Source organism: Pseudonocardia nematodicida (assembly GCF_040105385.1).
Classification (GTDB): Bacteria; Actinomycetota; Actinomycetes; order Mycobacteriales; family Pseudonocardiaceae; genus Pseudonocardia; species Pseudonocardia nematodicida.
This window is the reverse complement of sequence record NZ_JBEDNQ010000007.1, coordinates 234109-249926: the sequence shown is the minus strand read 5'-3', so window position 1 is coordinate 249926 and position 15818 is coordinate 234109. Positions and strand designations below refer to the sequence as shown.

The following is a 15818-nucleotide window of genomic DNA, read 5'->3' as shown; positions in this document are numbered from 1 at the left end:
CCGTGGGCCCGACCGGTCGCGGGGTCTCAGACCGCGCCCAGCACCGGCTCGAAGGCCAGCTCCGCCGCCCCGACCAGGGCCCCGTCCCGGCCCAGCGGGGACGCCACGATCCGGGTCCCGCCGACCGCGCGGCTGACCAGGCTGCGCCGCTCGACGTCGGCCCGGACCCGGTCGGTCACCGCCGGCGGCAGCGCCGCGAACAGGTCCCCGAGCACGACGACCTCGGGCGCGAGCATGTTGACCACGGTGACCAGCCCCGCGGCCATCCACCCGGCGTAGCCGGCGAGGAGCTCGGCCGCGCGGGGATCCGCGGACAGCGCCCGCAGCTCGGCGACCAGCACCCCGCGCGGGGTGTCCTCGGGCAGCCCCAGCGCCCGGCACAGCGCGGGCTCGCCGACCTCGGTCTCCCAGCAGCCCGAGGCCCCGCAGAAACAGTCCCGCCCACCGGGGCGGACCAGCAGGTGCCCGAGCTCGCCGACGTAGCCACCGGTGCCGCGCAACGGCTTCCCGCCGGAGACGACGCCGCCGCCGACCCCGACGTCCGCGGACAGGTACACCATGTCGGCCACGTCCCGCCCGACCCCGCGCAGGTGCTCGGCCAGCGCGCCCAGCTCGGCGTCGTTGGCGACCTGGACCGGCCGGCCGAGCACCGCCGCCAGCCGGGCGCCGAGCTCCACGTCACGCCAGCCCAGGTTCGGCGCCTCCCGGACCAGCCCGTCCGAGCGGCGGACCACGCCCGGGATCGACACCCCGGCACCCTGCTCGTCCACCCCGAGCTCGTCGCGCAGCAGCGCCACCGACTCGGCGACGTGCGTGATCACCTCACCGGGCAGCCGGGTCGTGCGGTGCAGGTTCCAGCTGTGCCGGCCCAGGATCTGCCCGCCGATGCCCACCATGGCCAGCGCCACCTGGTCCACCCGGACGTCCACGGCCAGCACGACGGCCGACTGCGGCTCGGGCAGCACCAGCAGCGACGGCCGCCCGGCGCCGGTCCGCCGGGCCGGGACGGCCTCGGTGACCACCCCGGTCTCGGCGAGCCCGTCGACCACCGACTTGATCGTGCTGCGGTTCAGGCCGAGCTCCCCGGCCAGGGTGGCGCGGGTGGTCGGCCCGTCGACGTGCAGCCGGCGCAGCAGGGCGGCCCGGTTGTGCCGGCGCGCGTCGTCGGGACGGGTTCCCGAAGCCGAGGTGGTCACCTGCCGGTGGCCGCCGCGCGTCGCCGGGACAGCACGTCGACGGCCGCGGCCAGCAGCAGCACCAGCCCGGTCACCACGAACACCACCGCGGCCGGCTGCTTGAGCAGCCCGAGCCCGTTCTGCACGGTCGCGAGCACCGTGCCGCCGATCACCGCGTTGCTGATCCGGCCGCGCCCGCCGAACAGCGACGTCCCGCCGATCACCGCCGCACCGACGGCGAACAGCAGGGTGTTCCCTCCGCCGGCGGCCGGGTTCACCGACCCGATCTTCGACGAGTAGACGATCGCCCCGATCGCGGCGAACGCCGTCGCGATCACGAACACCGACGCCTGGATCCGGACGACGTCGATGCCGGCCCGCCGGGCGGCCTCCCGGTTCCCGCCGACGGCGTAGACGTGCCGGCCGAACCGGGTCCGGTCCAGCACCCAGGTGCCGAGCACCAGCAGCACCAGCACCAGCGGAACGACGTAGGGCACCCCGGAGATCTCGATGATCCCGGGCGAGCGGTCCTGCACGAGCAGGACGGTCGCCAGCCCGCCCAGCACCACCACCGCCCCGATCTTGATCAGCACCAGCCCGGTCGGCCGGGCGACCAGCCCGGCGCGGAGCCGGGAGCGCTGGCGGTACAGCTGGATCGCCGCGTAGCCGCCCGCGGCCACCACGAACAGTACCCAGGACCCGGTCGTCGAGAGGTTGCCGTTGGCCACCGCGTTGATCACCGGGTCGCGCAGGGCGAGCGTGCCGCCGTCGCCGATGAGCTGCAGGATCACGCCCTGCCAGGTGATGAACAGGGCGAGGGTGACGACGAACGACGGCATCCCGATCCGGGCCACGAGGAACCCGGTCAGGCAGCCGATCACCACGCCGACGCCGACCGCGAGCCCCATCACCACCCACGGGCTCGTCGGGACGCCGATCACCAGCACGGCGGCGGTGAGCAGGCTGATCGCGGTGCCCGCCCAGACCCGGACCAGCGCGGCGAGCCCGGCCGCGAGCACCATCGTGCCCACCAGCAGGACGTACACGACGGTCCCGGTGGCGCCGAGGACGTTGCCGTTCGAGACCAGGTGCAGCGCCATCATCGCGGCGGCGAGCCCGGACGCGGTCCCCGCGGCGAGGTCGATGTTGCCGGTGAGCAGCACGAACACCAGGCCCATCGCGATGATGGTCGGGCCGGCGCCCTGCTGCAGCAGGTTCGCCAGGTTCAGCAGGCTGCCGAAGGTGCCGCTCGGGTCGAGCACGGTGAACAGCACGAACAGCGCGGCGAGGCCGAGCAGCGCGGGCAGCGAGCCGAGCTCGCCGCCGCGCAGCCCCCTGAGGTAGGCGACGATCGCCTCGCGGGTGGTGTGCGCGGTGGTGTCGATGCCGAAGTCGGCGGCCCGGTTGCCGGGGTTGGCCCGCTGTGCGGCGGAGGTCTCGGGCTTCTCGGACTGCTGGGTCACCTCACATCACCGCCGACTCGGGACGGGCCAGGCCGAGCTCGCCGGACCGGCCGGCGGTGATCAGCTGGACGACCTCGGAGTGCGTGACGTCGCGGGTCGGGACCTCTGCGACCATCCGGCCCAGGTACAGGCAGGCGATCCGGTCCGAGACCTCGAAGACGTCGGCCATGTTGTGGCTGATCAACAGGACGGCCAGGCCCTGCTCGGCGAGCCGGCGCACCAGGTCGAGCACCTGGCGGGTCTGGGCGACGCCGAGCGCCGCGGTCGGCTCGTCGAGCAGCACCACCCGCGAGTCCCAGAGCACGGCCTTGGCGATCGCGACGGTCTGGCGCTGCCCACCGGACAGCGACGCGACCGGCGTCCGGACCGAGGTGACGGTGCGGACCGAGAGCGAGGCGAGGGTGTCGCGCGCGGCCTGCTCCATCGACCCCTCGTCGAGCATCCAGGACCGGCCGCGCTCCCGGCCGAGGAACATGTTGCCGACGACGTCGAGGTTGTCGGCCAGCGCGAGGTCCTGGTAGACGACCTCGATGCCGAGCCGGGCGGCGTCCGCCGGTGCGGACAGGGTGACCGGCTCGCCGTCGAAGAGCACCTCGCCGCCGTCGATCGGGTGGATGCCCGCGACGCACTTGACCAGTGTGGACTTCCCGGCGCCGTTGTCGCCGACGAGTGCGGTGACCTCGCCGGCGCGGACCGTGAGGTCGACGTCGTGCAGGACCCGCACCGCGCCGAAGCTCTTGGAGACCGCGTTCAGGCGCAGGATCGGTTCGGCCATGGCCGTCCCTCCGGTGGGGCCCGGGACGCGGCGGGGATCGCCGGCCGCGTCCCGGGCGGGTGGTGAGCGGCTACTGGATGCCGAGCTCGGAGCACGCGGCGGCGTTGTCGCCGCCACAGATCTCGTCCGGCGTGATGTAGCCGGCGTCGGTGACCGTCTTGACGTTGTCCCGGGTGATCAGCTGCGGGTCGAGCAGCACGGACTTCACGTCCCGGCCGGCCTCCGGGTCGTTCACCGTCTGGGTGGCGATGGCGTCGGCGGCGGCGGTGTCGCCCTGGGCCAGTGCGGCGGCCAGCTTCGCGGCGGCCTCGGCCTCCTCCTGGATCGGCTTGAAGACCGTCATGTACTGGTCGCCGCGCAGGATCGCGGACAGCCCGTCGGCGGTGGCGTCCTGCCCGGTGACCGGGACCTGGCCGTTCAGGCCGTACTTGGCCAGCACGGTGATGACCGACCCGGCCATGCCGTCGTTGGCGACGACGACGCCGTCCACCCGGCCGCCGTTGCCGGTCAGCAGCTGCTCGAACGTCGTGCCGGCGACCTGGTTGTCCCACTGGTCGATGGCCTGGCTGGCGACCAGGCTCAGGTCCCCGGCGTCGTACATCGGCTTCAGCACCGTCTGCTGGCCGTTGTAGAACAGCGTGGCGTTGTTGTCGGTCGGGGCGCCCTCGATCTCGATCACCTGGGCGCCGGGCTTGTCGCCGATCCCCTGGACCAGGCCCTCGCCCTGGATGGCGCCCACCCGCTCGTTGTCGAACGAGACGTAGTAGTCGCTGACCCCGCCCAGGTTCAGCCGGTCGTAGTCGATCACCGGGATGCCCTGGGCCTTCGCCTTCTCCGCGACGGTGTTCCCGCCGTCGGAGCTGATCGAGGCGATGACCAGCACCTGTACCCCGCTGGAGATCATCCCGTCGGCCAGGGTCGAGAACTTCTGCTCGTCGCCCTGCGCGTTCTGGATGTCGGGGTCGAGCCCCTCGGCGCGCATCGCCTGCTCCAGCATGGGCTTGTCGAAGCCCTCCCAGCGGGCCGAGGTGTCGGTCTCGGGGAGGATCACCCCGACCTTGACCCCGCCGCCCTCCGGAGCGTCCCCCTCGGGGGCCTCCTGCCCGCCACCGGCGGCGTTCTGCCCGCAGGCCGACAGCGTGAGCAGCAGGCCCAGGCCCACCGCCGTCGCCGCCCGCCGCATCCGGGGCCCGCGCCCCGCCTCCCGAAGCCTCATCGGCACGTCCCTCCACGACATTGTGGTCTCCACAACTCAGGTGATTCCCCGCTGAAAGTTGCGAGCGCCAACTTATTGGGCGGACGGATCCGGCGAACAGACCGCTGGATCGAGCAAGTACGCCTGATCGCGTCACGATCGGATCACGGAGATCGGCTTTTGTTGTGCGACGTCCCCACCCCTACGCTGCGTGAGGTGTGAGCAGCGATCACCGCATCCCGGTCGACGAGCACGTGGCCCTGACCGTCGCCGTCCTCACCGGACTGGGCGCGCCGGAACGGACCGCCCGGATCCAGGGCGAGTGGCTCTGCGAGGGCGACCTGCGCGGGCATGCCTCGCACGGCATCCGGCGCCTGGAGGTGCTCGCCGGACGCGTCCGCGCCGGGCTGATCGACCCGGCCGCCGAGGCGTCGGTGCAGTGCCCCCGGCCCGGTGTGCTGCGGGTGGACGGCAACGAGGGGTTCGGACCCCCGACCGCGCTCGCCGCGTGCGACGCGCTGCCGGCCCTCGCCGCGGAGGCCGGGATCGCGATCGCCGCGATCCGCCGCTGCGGCCACCTCGGGATGCTCGCCCCCTACGTCGAGCGGCTCGCCGCCGCCGGGCTGGTCGGGATCGCGACGACGACGTCCGAGGCGCTGGTGCACCCCTGGGGCGCCGCGCCGGCGATGCTCGGCACGAACCCCCTCGCGGCCGGCCTCCCGGTCGACGGCGGCGAACCGGTCGTGCTCGACATGGCGACCGGGCAGGTGTCCCGGGGCAAGGTGCTCGACCACGCCGCCCGCGGCGAGCCGCTGCCCGACGGCGCGGTCGTCGACGCCGAGGGGCGGCCGACGACGGACGCCGCCGCGGCCCTCGACGGCGCGATCACCCCGTTCGGCGGCCCCAAGGGCTACGCGCTGGCGCTGGTGCTCGAGGTGCTGGTCGCCTCGCTCACGCACACCGCGCTGGGCACCGAGGTGCGCGGCACGCTCGACGTCACCGATCCGGTCACCAAGGGCGACCTGCTCCTCGCGATCGACCCCGCGGCGTTCGGCGGTCCCGGCGCCGGCGTGGCGGCCTACCTGGACACGCTGCGCGCGCTGGAGCCGGCGCCCGGGCACGGCCCGGTCACCGTCCCGGGCGATCGCGCCCGCGCGGTCCGGGCGCGCAACCTGGAGCTCGGCGTACCCGTCGACCCCGGCACCTGGAGCCGGGCCCGGGAGCTCCTCGTCGACGCGGACCGCTCACGTTAGGTGATCGTCAGGGTCACTCGGGAGCCGGTGTCACCTTCGGACAGTAGAGTCGTTATCCTGCGATCCGAGACGGCGACGCTGAGTGACTGCCTGTCACTCCGCGCTTCGCGGAAGGGACGAGATGGCGGCCTCGCTCTGGACCTCCGGCCTGCCCGGGCGGCCCGCGCCCGATCCGGCGCCCGCGCTGGTGCGCGTCGCGCTGCAGGCCGGGGCGACCTCGGTCGCGCACGTCGACGTCGCCGCGATGCTGTCCGGGATCTGCGTGGCCGTGGTCCCCGCCGCGGGCGTGGCCGGGGCGGTGCTGATGCTGCGCGAGCCGGCCGACCCCCGCGATCCCGAGGCACGACGGGTGTTCGGCTCGGACACCGCCGCGCTCCGCCTGGGCGATCTGCAGCGCCGGGCCGACGCCGGACCGGGTCCGGCCGCCGAGCGCGGCGAGCGCATGCTGCTCACCCCGGACCTCACCCGCTCCGGTCCGCCGGAGCTGGCCGCGGCCGCCGCCGACTGCGGCCTGGTCCGGTCGATGGTGGTGCCGGTCGTGATCGCCGGCCGGACGGCGGGTGCGTTGCAGGTCCTCGCCCGCGGCCTGCACGGTGGCGCCGCCCGCGAGGAGACGCTCACCGACGATCTGGCCGCCGCGCTGGCCCCCGTCGTCACGGCGCTCGCCGCACGGCTGTCCGACGTCCGCGAGATCGCCCGCCTCGACCGGATCGCCACCCGGCCCACGCCGCCGGTCGAGGGCCGCTGGCCGGGGCACCGGCAGGGTCGCGAGGACATCCCTGCGCACGACACTCCCGTGCACGACAGCCCTGCACACGACACCCAGGACCACGTCCGCACGAGGCACAACGGGTCCGGTCCCAGCGGCCCGGGCCGCAACGGATCGGGCCACGACGGATCGGTGCACGGCGGCCCGCCGAACGGCCGGCCCGCCGTCGGACACTCCGCGCACGGCCGACCGGCCGACGGAGGCCCGCGCAACGGCCGGCGGGGCGACGGCGGCCCGGTGAACGGGAGCCCGTGGACCGGCACGGCGTGGACCGGCATCCCCGAGCCGGCCGGCCCGGGACGTAGCGGTCCCGCCGGCCGGGACCGCGACACCCCGGGAACCGACGGCCCGGCACCCGAGCGCGGCGCGCCCGAGGGCACCGCGCTCATCCCCGCCGCGCGCCGGGGCGGCGGCCCGCCCACCGGACCACAGGTCCCCGCGCCGCGCCGCGCGCGGCACCGCCGGAACTGACACGCCCCACGGGGTCGCGCCCGGGAGCTACGGGCGCTCCTGCAGGTATGCCGACACCCGCTGGCGGCTGACACCGAACAGCCGGCCGATCCCGCTGATCGTCTCTCCCTCGGCGTGCAGCGCCACCGCCTCCGCGCGCCGGAACCGTCCACCTGCTCCGCCGATGCCGTCCAGCGCCCGGCTGAGGCTCTCGACGACCAGCGGCCGCTCCTCCTGGTGCACGATCTCGCGCCAGGACGCCCCCCGGGCGCGCATGGCCTGCAGATCCCGGACCCGCTCGCGGGCGGCCTCCAGGTCGACGATCGAGGCTGCGAGCTGGGCGTTCAGCTCCGTCAGCAGAACGTCGGCGTTCGCGGGACCACCGCGCCCGTCCGGAGGAACGGCACCCTCCGCGACCGGGTCGTTCTGCCTCGTGTTCACCCGTCCGAGGGTACGGGCCCCCGCCGGGTGGCCGGGAGCACGGCGTAGCCTGATCGATTGCAACAGGGGTTGCTCACCCCATCAGGGCAATTCGGACACCTTGTCGGAATCTGGAGGTACGGGTGCGCTACGACGCGATCATCGTCGGGGGTGGCTCGGCAGGCGCCGTGCTCGCCAACCGGCTCAGCGCCGATCCCACCCGGCGTGTGCTCGTCCTGGAGGCAGGCCAGCCGGACCACCGCTGGGACCCGTCGATCCGGATGCCCGCGGCGCTCGCGCGGATGTGGGGCAACCCCCGCTACGACTGGTGCTACTTCACCGAGCCGGAGCCATCCCTGGCCAACCGCCGCATCGCCGTCCCACGGGGGAAGGTGCTCGGCGGCAGCAGCACCATCAACGGGATGGTCTACCAGCGCGGCAACAACGGCGACTACGACCGCTGGGCCACCGGCGAGGGCATGTCGGGCTGGAGCGCCGCGCACTGCGTGCCGTACTTCCGCAAGCTCGAGCGGCGGTTGTCCGAGCACGGCATCCCCCTCGAGCCCTCCAGCAACGGGCCGCAGATCCTGGAGCGCGCGCCCGCGCTCGGCACGCTGAACGGCGCCTTCATGATCGCGGCCAAGCAGGCCGGGCACGCGATCCTGGACACCACGAACGCGGCCCGGCAGGAGGGCTTCGCCCGCACCGAGCGCGCGATCCACCGCGGCCGCCGCTTCTCGGCGACCGACGCGTACCTGCACCCCATCTCGGCGGCGCGGCCGAACCTGCAGGTCCTCACCGGCGTCCAGGTGCACGGCCTGCGGTTCCACCCCACCGACGCCACCCGGGTCATCGGCGTCCGGTACCGCACCGCGGACGGCCGCACCCAGGACGTCGACGCCGCCGACACGATCCTCGCCGCAGGGGCGATCGCCACGCCGCAGCTGATGCAGGCCTCCGGCATCGGCAACCCGGCACACCTGCAGGGCCTCGGGATCGACGTGCGCGCCGAGCTGCCGGGGGTCGGGGAGAACCTGCAGGACCACGTGGCGGTGCACCTGCAGCACGCCTGCACCCGCCCGCTCTCGCTGTCCTCGCGCCGCAAGGTGCACCGGCTGCCCGGCGAGGCGGCCCGCTGGCTGCTCAACGGCACCGGCATCGGGGCCAGCAACCACTTCGAGATCGGCGGGTTCGCCTCGACCTCGCTGGCCGGCGGCATCCCCGACGTCATGATCCTCTTCGCACCGGTCGCGATGCGGTTCGCTCCGGACATCGACGTCGCCGAGCACGGCTACGAGATGCACGTCAGCGTGATGGCCAACGACTCCCGCGGGCACGTGAGGATCACCTCGCGGGACGTCAGCGTGCACCCCGAGCTGGTGAACAACTACATCGCGACCGACCGCGACCGGCAGCGCTGGGTCGAGGCGATCGAGATCGGGCGGACCATCCTCAGCAGCCCGGCCTTCGCGGGGCTCGACGCCGGGGAGACCTTCCCCGGCCCGGCCGTGCGCACCCCGGAGCAGGTCCTGGAGTGGGTCGGCGAGCGGGCCCAGAACGGGCTGCACCCCACCAGCACCTGCGCGATGGGCCTCGGCCCGGATGCCGTCGTCGACCCGTCGTCGATGCGGGTGCACGGTGTCGACGGTCTGCGGGTCGTCGACGCGTCGGTGTTCCCGGACGTGCCGAACTCCAACACCTACGCGCCGGTGATGATGGTGGCCGAGAAGGCCGCGGACCTCGTCCTCGGGAACACCCCGCTGCCGGCCGACCCGCCGGCCCAGAACCAGGCCCAGACGAACGGCGAGGCCCGCCGTACGGGGCTCGTGGAGGCCTAGCAACCGCACACGGACGACGGGGCGGGATCCGGTTACCGGATCCCGCCCCGTCGTCTCAGGTCGGTCGGGGTGCAGTCACGCACCCGCGAGCGTCACTCGCCGTTCTGGACCTCCACCCCGGACTCACGCAGCTTCTCGGCGTGCGCGTTTCCGTGGTGGTTGCAGAACAGGAGCTCCCCTCCGGAGGGAAGGATCGCGCGCACCTTGGCCGCCGCACCGCAACGGTCACAGCGGTCGGCGAGGGTCAGTTCGGGCCGGGTCAGCGTTTCGGGCTGCATAGCGGTCTCCCTCCATCGCGACGGTGGGCTCGGGCGGCCCTCCGCCGTATCACTGTGACGATCACACCGGGGGTGCGTCGCCCACACCATTACAGACGCTCGAGGCCCCTGCACGTGTTCCCGCGGCGCGTCGCGACGACCGTCACGTCCGGATCATGTGTCCGGCGAGCCGATCACACGGCGGTGAACCGCGGTGACTGACTGCGTATGAAGTTGACTGCGGGTGAATCATGCGGGGACGCCTGCCACCCGTGCAAGCGCCCCACGGTAAACACGGCGTGTCGGCGGCTACCGTGGCGGGGTGCCTGCTCGACCGATCGCCGACCGGCTCCCCGCCCCGTTGCTCTTCCTGGCGGGCGGCGTCTCGATGTACGTCGGTGCGGCACTCGCCGTAGGCCTGTTCGACCGTTTGGCCCCCTCCGCCGTCGCTGAGCTGCGTCTGCTCGGCGCCGCGATGATCCTGCTGGCGTGGCGGCGACCCGGTCGCGACGCGTGGCGCGGGATCCGTCTCGTCCGTGCCGGGATGTTCGGGCTCGCCACCGCGCTGATGAACGTCGCCTACTACGAGGCGATCGCCCGGCTACCGCTGGGCACAGCGGTGGCCATCGAGTTCACCGGTCCGGTGCTGGTCGCGGCCCTGGCCTCGCGCCGGCTCCGGGACGGGGGCGCGGTGCTGCTCGCGGCGGCCGGCGTGGTGCTCATCGCCGACGTCCAGTGGTCGGGCAGTCCGTCGGGGGTGCTGTGGGCGCTCGCCGCGGCCGCGATGTGGGCGGCCTACATCCTGCTCGGCAAGCGGGTCGCGCGGGCCGGTAGCGGCATGGACGACCTGGCGACCGGCTTCACCGTCGCCGCGGTCGCGCTGCTGCCGCTGCTGCTGGTCGGCGGAGAGGGTGCCGCGAACCCCTTCGGTGTGACGAACCTCGCACCGCTGGCCGATCCGGGAGTGATCGCCCTGTCCGTCGGTCTGGGTGTGCTGTCGTCGGTCGTGCCCTACGTGCTCGACCAGGTCGTGCTGCGGCGGGTCGGGCAGGCCCGGTTCGCCGTCCTGCTGGCCCTGCTGCCGGCGACGGCGACGCTGGTCGGGATCGTGATGCTCGCGCAGCTGCCGGGCGGGCTGGAGACCCTCGGGATCCTGCTGGTGATCGCGGCGGTCGCCGTGCGCTCCAGGGACGGCGACGAGCCCGTCCCCGACCCGGCCCCCGCCGCCCGGACGGACGCACAGGAACCCGATCCCCGCGCTCCCGGCTGACCCGCGGCCGCCCCGGCCCCGCCCGCATCCCGCGACGCTCACCGAACCCGGCCACGCTCACGCGATCGCGCGAGCAGCGGCACGTCCGGTGAGCGTGGGCGGTCCGGCGAGCGGATCGGCTCCACGTCGCAGGTCAGCTGCGGGGGCCCGGGTGCGGGTCAGCGCCAGGAGCGCAGGGTGGCGATCCGCTCCTCGAGCTGCTCGATCGACGCCATCGCGACCGGCGGGCCGCCGCAGTGCGCCCGCAGCTCGTTGTGGATCTTCCCGTGCGGCTTGCGGGTCTTGTGGTTGTGCAGCGCCACCAGGGTGTTGAGCTCCTTGCGGAGCGTCTGCAGCCGCTCGCGCACGCTCTGCCCCCGCTCGGCCGGCGGTGGCGGGGTCGGCGCGGTCGCCGGGGTGGCCCGGGCCTGGGCGCCCGAGCGCGGCGAGCCCTTCGCGACCCAGTCGGCCTGGCGCTGGGAGAGCAGCGTCCGCACCTGGTCGGGCTCGAGCAGGCCCGGCAGGCCGAGGTAGTCCTCCTCGTCGGCGGAGTAGGTGGCGCCCTCGTAGATCAGCTGGTCGAGCTCGGCGTCGGCGCCGAGGGAGGTGAAGGCCTCCTCCTGCTCGCCGGGCTCGTCCTTGGCCTTGTTGGCCTCGTTGAGCTCGGCGTCGTTCCAGACCTCCTCGGGGCGCTGCGGCTTGCCGATGACGTGGTCGCGCTGCGCCTCCAGCTCGCTGGCCAGGCCGAGCAGCACCGGGACGCTGGGGACGAACACCGACGCCGTCTCCCCCGGCCGCCGCGACCGCACGAAGCGGCCGATGGCCTGGGCGAAGAACAGCGGGGTGGACGCCGATGTCGCGTAGACCCCGACGGCCAGGCGCGGCACGTCGACGCCCTCGGACACCATCCGGACCGCGACCATCCACCGTTCCTGGGAACGGCCGAACTCGGCGATCCGGTCCGAGGCGCCGGCCTCGTCGGAGACCACCACGGCCGGCTGGTCACCGGTGATGGTGCGCAGGACCGCGGCGTAGGCCCGCGCGGTGGTCTGGTCGGTGGCGATGACCAGGCCGCCGGCGTCGGGCATGCCGCCGTCGCGGTGGCTCTGCAGCCGCCGGTCCGCGGCCGCGAGCACGGCCGGGATCCAGTCACCCGCCGGGTCCAGCGCGGTCCGCCAGGCCATCGCCGTCTGTTCCCGGGTCAGCGGCTCGCCGAGCCGGGCGGTGATCTCCTCGCCGGCGCTGGTGCGCCAGTTCGACGTGCCGGAGTAGGCCAGGAACACCACCGGCCGGACGACGTTGTCGGCGAGCGCCTCGGCGTAGCCGTACTGGTGGTCGGCCCGGCTGCGCGGGGCGCCGTCGGAGTCGGGGACGTACTCGACGAACGGGATCGGGTTGTCGTCGGACCGGAACGGGGTCCCGGTCAGCGCGAGCCGTCGGACGGCGGGCGAGAACGCCTCGAAGACCGCCTCGCCCCAGCTCTTCGCGTCACCGGCGTGGTGGATCTCGTCGAGGATCACCAGCATCCGGCGGTTCTCGGTGCGGTTGCGGTGCAGCATCGGGTGCGCCGCGACGCCGGCGTAGGTGACCGCGATGCCGTGGTAGTCCCGCGAGGTGCCGCCGGCGGAGTTGCGGAACTCGGGATCGATCGCGATGCCGGCCGCGGTCGCCGACTCGGCCCACTGGTACTTCAGGTGCTCGGTCGGCGTGACGACCGTCACCGCGTCGATCTTGCGGTCGGACAGCAGCTCGGCCGCGACCCGCAGCGCGAAGGTCGTCTTGCCCGCGCCGGGCGTCGCGACCGCGAGGAAGTCCTGCGGCGCGGTGGCCAGGTAGCGGGCGAGCGCGCTGCGTTGCCACGCGCGGAGCGGGCGGGTCTCGGGCGATACGAGCTGGGCTTGCGACACACGTCTCCCCTGGTCCGTGGGTCGTTCCCGGGAGGGAACCGGCGAGCCCCTGCGGGGTCCGGGCGGCTCGGGCGTCGGCGCCACCACCCGGCTGCGGGGCGTCGATGAGGGTAGCCGGGCCGGTCCGCGAGGACGGCGGGTGGGCGCGTCCCGCGACCCCGCTCCGGGTCGGCGGGCGGCACGGTACGACGGCCCGGTGGCCCTCCGTGGCACCCCGCCCCGCCGGGCCGCCGGGGCCGCGCGGTGGACGGCCGGGCACGGTCGCCGGGACGACCGGCGACGCCGGACGGTCGAGCGGCGCGACGCCCCCCGAGCGGTCGGCGAGGCGCCGGACGGCGCGACCGCGGCCGGCCCCCCGGCTTGGGGTCGGAGCGCGGGGGCGGCGGCTCAGTGAGACCGGCGCGGGCGCCGGGCGGTCAGGACGAACGCCGGCGGGAGGTTCCCGCTGATCGTCCGCCCGACGACGACCTCCTCGAACGCCTCGCCGAGCCGCTGCCGCAGCCGCCGTGCGGGCGGTGCCCACCGGGTGGCGGCGTAGCCGAACTGGGTGAGGGCGCCGCCGTCGTGCAGCGTGCCGGCGATCACGTCGGTGAGCTGCGGCCCGCGAGCCGGGTAGGCGGCCCAGGGCAGCCCGGACACGACGACGTCGGCACCGGCCAGACCGCGTTCGGCGAGCAGCCGCGGGAGTTCGGCCGCCCCGGTGGCGGCGACGTCGAGGCCGGGGTGCCGGCGCGCGAGCAACGCGGCCAGCCGCGGGTTCAGCTCCACCGCCAGCTGGTGCCCGCGCCCGCCGAGCTTCTCGGCGATGAGATCGGTGAGGGCGCCGGTGCCCGCCCCCAGCTCCACGACGACGGGGTCCCCGGTCTCCGGCACCGGTGCGGTCACCGCCCGGGCGAGCGACCGCGAGCTGGGCAGCGCGGACGCCGTCCGCACCGGGTCGCGCAGGAACTCCCGGAGGAACGGGGCGGTACCGGTGGTCATCTGACTCCCGTGGCGAGGGGTGGCGGACGGCGGCGCGACGGCCGCTCCGGCCACCCTCCCCGGCGCGGCTGACCGGACGACCACCACCGGGTGAACGCGACGCAACCGTCCCGCGGGGATGATGGGTCGCGATGAGCGCGCGCGACGGTGGTCCGGTGACCGGGGGATCTCCCGGCCGCCCGGGCGCGCCGCCGCCCCATCCGCTCGTCCTGCCCGCCGCGGGGCTGCGGCTGCTGGCGGCGCTGGTGGCGCGGCCGTCGTCGGTGCTGCGCCGGGGCGGGGCCTGGGTCGGCGGGCTGGGCCGCGCCGGACTCGGCCTGCCCACGGGAGCAGGGCGCACCGGCAGCGGCAACGGCGCACCGGCCGCCGGTACCGCAGGCCAGGGATCCGCCGCACCGGCAGCCGGTGCGGCGGGCGGCGGGCACCGTCCCCCGGTCGCCGGGTGGTGGGGGGTCCTGCACCGCCGCGCCGCCGCCGCCGGGCACGTGACCGTCCGGACACTCCACGACCTGCTCGACGACGCCGCGACACCCGGACCGCACCCGCTCCCCCGGGCCGACGCGGACGTCCTGCGCGGCGTTCTGCCCGGCCCCGGCACGACGCACCCGCGAGCCCCCGGGACCGCCGGCGCACCCGCACCGGGCGCGACCGGCACACCGGCCGGACTCGCACCATCCGTGTCCGCCGCCCCCACCTTTCCGGAGCCCGCACCGGCGACTCCGGCCACGGCCCCCATGGAGCCCGCGCCGGACCGCGCCGCCGTCTCGGGCCGGATCTTCACCCCACCCGGCCCCGGCGACCCGCAGGTCCCCTTCGACACCGGCGCCCGCGACGCCGGCGGCGGCCCCGTCCGCGGCCGGGACGTCGCCGCGACCCCGGGCGCGGTCGTCCTGCGCACCCCGATGTTCGAGCTGCTGCAGTACCTCCCGGTCACCGAGGAGGTGCACGACACCCCGGTCCTCGTCGTCCCGCCGCTGGTGCACCGCTACTGGCTGGCCGACCTCGCGCCACGCTTCTCGCTCGTCGAGCACCTGCTCGCGCGGGGGCTGCAGGTGCTCGCGCTGTCCTGGCGCCCGGCCGGCCCGGCGGACGCCGACCGCGACCTCGACGCGCACGCCGCCGCCGTCCTCGACGCGCTGGAGGTCACCACCCGGATCACCCGGGCGCCGCGGGTGTCGCTGCTCGGCGTGCGCACCGGCGGGCTGCTCGCCGCCGCGGTGCAGGCGCACCTGGCCGCGATCGGGCTCGAGGACCGGGTGGCCACGGCCGGCTACCTGGCCACCGTGCTGGACCCGGCCGCGACGCTGCCGGGGTTCCGCCCGGATGCCGGTGTCACACGGGCCGCGGCCGAGCAGGCGGCCCGGGACGGCGTCCTGGACGGGCCGACCGCGGTCCGCGCCTGGGAGTGGCGGCGCGGGACGGAACGGGTGCTGCCCTTCTCGGTGCCGGCCGGCCCGGCTCCGGGGCCCGGCGACCGCCCCGCACCGGTCCCGGGCCGGGTGTCGCGCGCGATGCGGGCCTGGGCCGCCGACCTGATGCCGCTGCCCGCCGCGCTGCACACCGATCTGGTCGCCCTGGCCGGCACGCGGGTCGGTGCGGTGGGCGGGCTGCGGGTGCTCGGCACGCCGCTGCGGCCGGCCGTGCTGCGCCGCGACGGCTACGTCCTGGCGGCCGCCGACGACCCCGTCCAGCCGTGGACCGGTGGCCTCCGCACCGCGCGGATGCTCGGCGGCCGCTGCCGCCTGGTGCTGGCGCCGGGCGACCAGGCGGGGGTCGTCGTGGCCCCGCCGGGACCGGTCACCTCGTTCCTGGCCGGCGGGTGCGCGCCGGGGACCGCCGACCCGGAGGCCTGGCGCGCCGCCGCCACGCACGTCGAGGGGTCGTGGTGGGACGACCTGGCCGACTGGCTGGCCGAGCGCTCCGGCACGCTGCGGGACGCACCCCCGGAGCTGGGCGGACGCCGGCTCCGGCCGCTGTTCCCCGCGCCCGGCACCTACCTCGGGACCACCGACACCGCGCGAACCGGGATGTGACGTCCCCTCCCCGGGCGGGCGCGGCGGGTCCCCGCCGCCCTACTCTCCGCCGT

General features: G+C 75.3%; 13 protein-coding genes. 5 read left to right on the top strand and 8 right to left on the bottom strand.

The window, feature by feature from the left end; translation table 11 throughout:
• Positions 1 to 26: 26 nt before the first annotated feature.
• The 4 genes from WIS52_RS18405 to WIS52_RS18390 form a co-directional block, all read right to left on the bottom strand.
• A complete protein-coding gene (locus WIS52_RS18405; RefSeq protein WP_349299512.1) occupies positions 27 to 1196 on the bottom strand; it encodes an ROK family protein in 1170 nt (389 codons plus the stop codon).
• Complete coding sequence (locus WIS52_RS18400) at positions 1193 to 2638, bottom strand: sugar ABC transporter permease (RefSeq protein ID WP_379610317.1); 1446 nt, start codon at positions 2636 to 2638, stop codon at positions 1193 to 1195. Before WIS52_RS18400 ends, WIS52_RS18405 begins: the two co-directional genes overlap by 4 nt.
• A 1-nt stretch (position 2639) precedes the next feature.
• Positions 2640 to 3413: an ATP-binding cassette domain-containing protein gene (locus WIS52_RS18395; RefSeq protein ID WP_349299511.1), complete on the bottom strand. Its 774-nt coding sequence runs from the start codon at positions 3411 to 3413 to the stop codon at positions 2640 to 2642.
• A gap of 70 nt (positions 3414 to 3483) precedes the next feature.
• Entirely contained in the window at positions 3484 to 4629 is a 1146-nt protein-coding gene (locus tag WIS52_RS18390; RefSeq protein WP_349299510.1) for a sugar ABC transporter substrate-binding protein, read from the bottom strand.
• Positions 4630 to 4826: 197 nt separating this feature from the next.
• Between WIS52_RS18390 and WIS52_RS18385 the strand changes: the two genes are divergently transcribed.
• Positions 4827 to 5861 carry an Ldh family oxidoreductase gene (locus WIS52_RS18385; RefSeq protein ID WP_349299509.1) on the top strand — a complete coding sequence of 345 codons (1035 nt, stop codon included), beginning with the start codon at positions 4827 to 4829 and terminating at the stop codon, positions 5859 to 5861.
• Positions 5862 to 5982: 121 nt separating this feature from the next.
• Positions 5983 to 7101, top strand: a complete 1119-nt coding sequence (locus WIS52_RS18380) for a hypothetical protein (protein ID WP_349299508.1) — start codon at positions 5983 to 5985, stop codon at positions 7099 to 7101.
• A 27-nt stretch (positions 7102 to 7128) separates the two neighbouring features.
• On the opposite strand, the gene WIS52_RS18375 is transcribed toward WIS52_RS18380, so the two are convergent.
• On the bottom strand, positions 7129 to 7521 hold the full coding sequence (locus tag WIS52_RS18375; protein WP_349299507.1) for a helix-turn-helix domain-containing protein: 393 nt from the start codon (positions 7519 to 7521) through the stop codon (positions 7129 to 7131).
• 122 nt (positions 7522 to 7643) lie between these two features.
• On the opposite strand from WIS52_RS18375, the gene WIS52_RS18370 reads away from it, so the two are divergent.
• A complete protein-coding gene (locus WIS52_RS18370; RefSeq protein ID WP_349299506.1) occupies positions 7644 to 9338 on the top strand; it encodes a choline dehydrogenase in 1695 nt (564 codons plus the stop codon).
• Between the two features lie 92 nt (positions 9339 to 9430).
• Here the strand turns inward: WIS52_RS18370 and WIS52_RS18365 are convergent, their stop codons facing one another.
• Entirely contained in the window at positions 9431 to 9616 is a 186-nt protein-coding gene (locus WIS52_RS18365; protein ID WP_349299505.1) for a DUF7455 domain-containing protein, read from the bottom strand.
• A gap of 367 nt (positions 9617 to 9983) precedes the next feature.
• Between WIS52_RS18365 and WIS52_RS18360 the strand changes: the two genes are divergently transcribed.
• Positions 9984 to 10865: an EamA family transporter gene (locus tag WIS52_RS18360; RefSeq protein WP_349299639.1), complete on the top strand. Its 882-nt coding sequence runs from the start codon at positions 9984 to 9986 to the stop codon at positions 10863 to 10865.
• A gap of 158 nt (positions 10866 to 11023) precedes the next feature.
• Here WIS52_RS18360 and WIS52_RS18355 read toward each other — a convergent pair whose 3' ends face one another.
• Together WIS52_RS18355 and WIS52_RS18350 are read right to left on the bottom strand one after the other, a co-directional pair.
• Positions 11024 to 12751 carry a DEAD/DEAH box helicase gene (locus WIS52_RS18355; protein WP_349299504.1) on the bottom strand — a complete coding sequence of 576 codons (1728 nt, stop codon included), beginning with the start codon at positions 12749 to 12751 and terminating at the stop codon, positions 11024 to 11026.
• Positions 12752 to 13138: 387 nt separating this feature from the next.
• On the bottom strand, positions 13139 to 13732 hold the full coding sequence (locus tag WIS52_RS18350) for a class I SAM-dependent methyltransferase (protein WP_349299503.1): 594 nt from the start codon (positions 13730 to 13732) through the stop codon (positions 13139 to 13141).
• A gap of 131 nt (positions 13733 to 13863) precedes the next feature.
• On the opposite strand from WIS52_RS18350, the gene WIS52_RS18345 reads away from it, so the two are divergent.
• Positions 13864 to 15765 carry a hypothetical protein gene (locus WIS52_RS18345; protein WP_349299502.1) on the top strand — a complete coding sequence of 634 codons (1902 nt, stop codon included), beginning with the start codon at positions 13864 to 13866 and terminating at the stop codon, positions 15763 to 15765.
• Positions 15766 to 15818 lie beyond the last annotated feature (53 nt).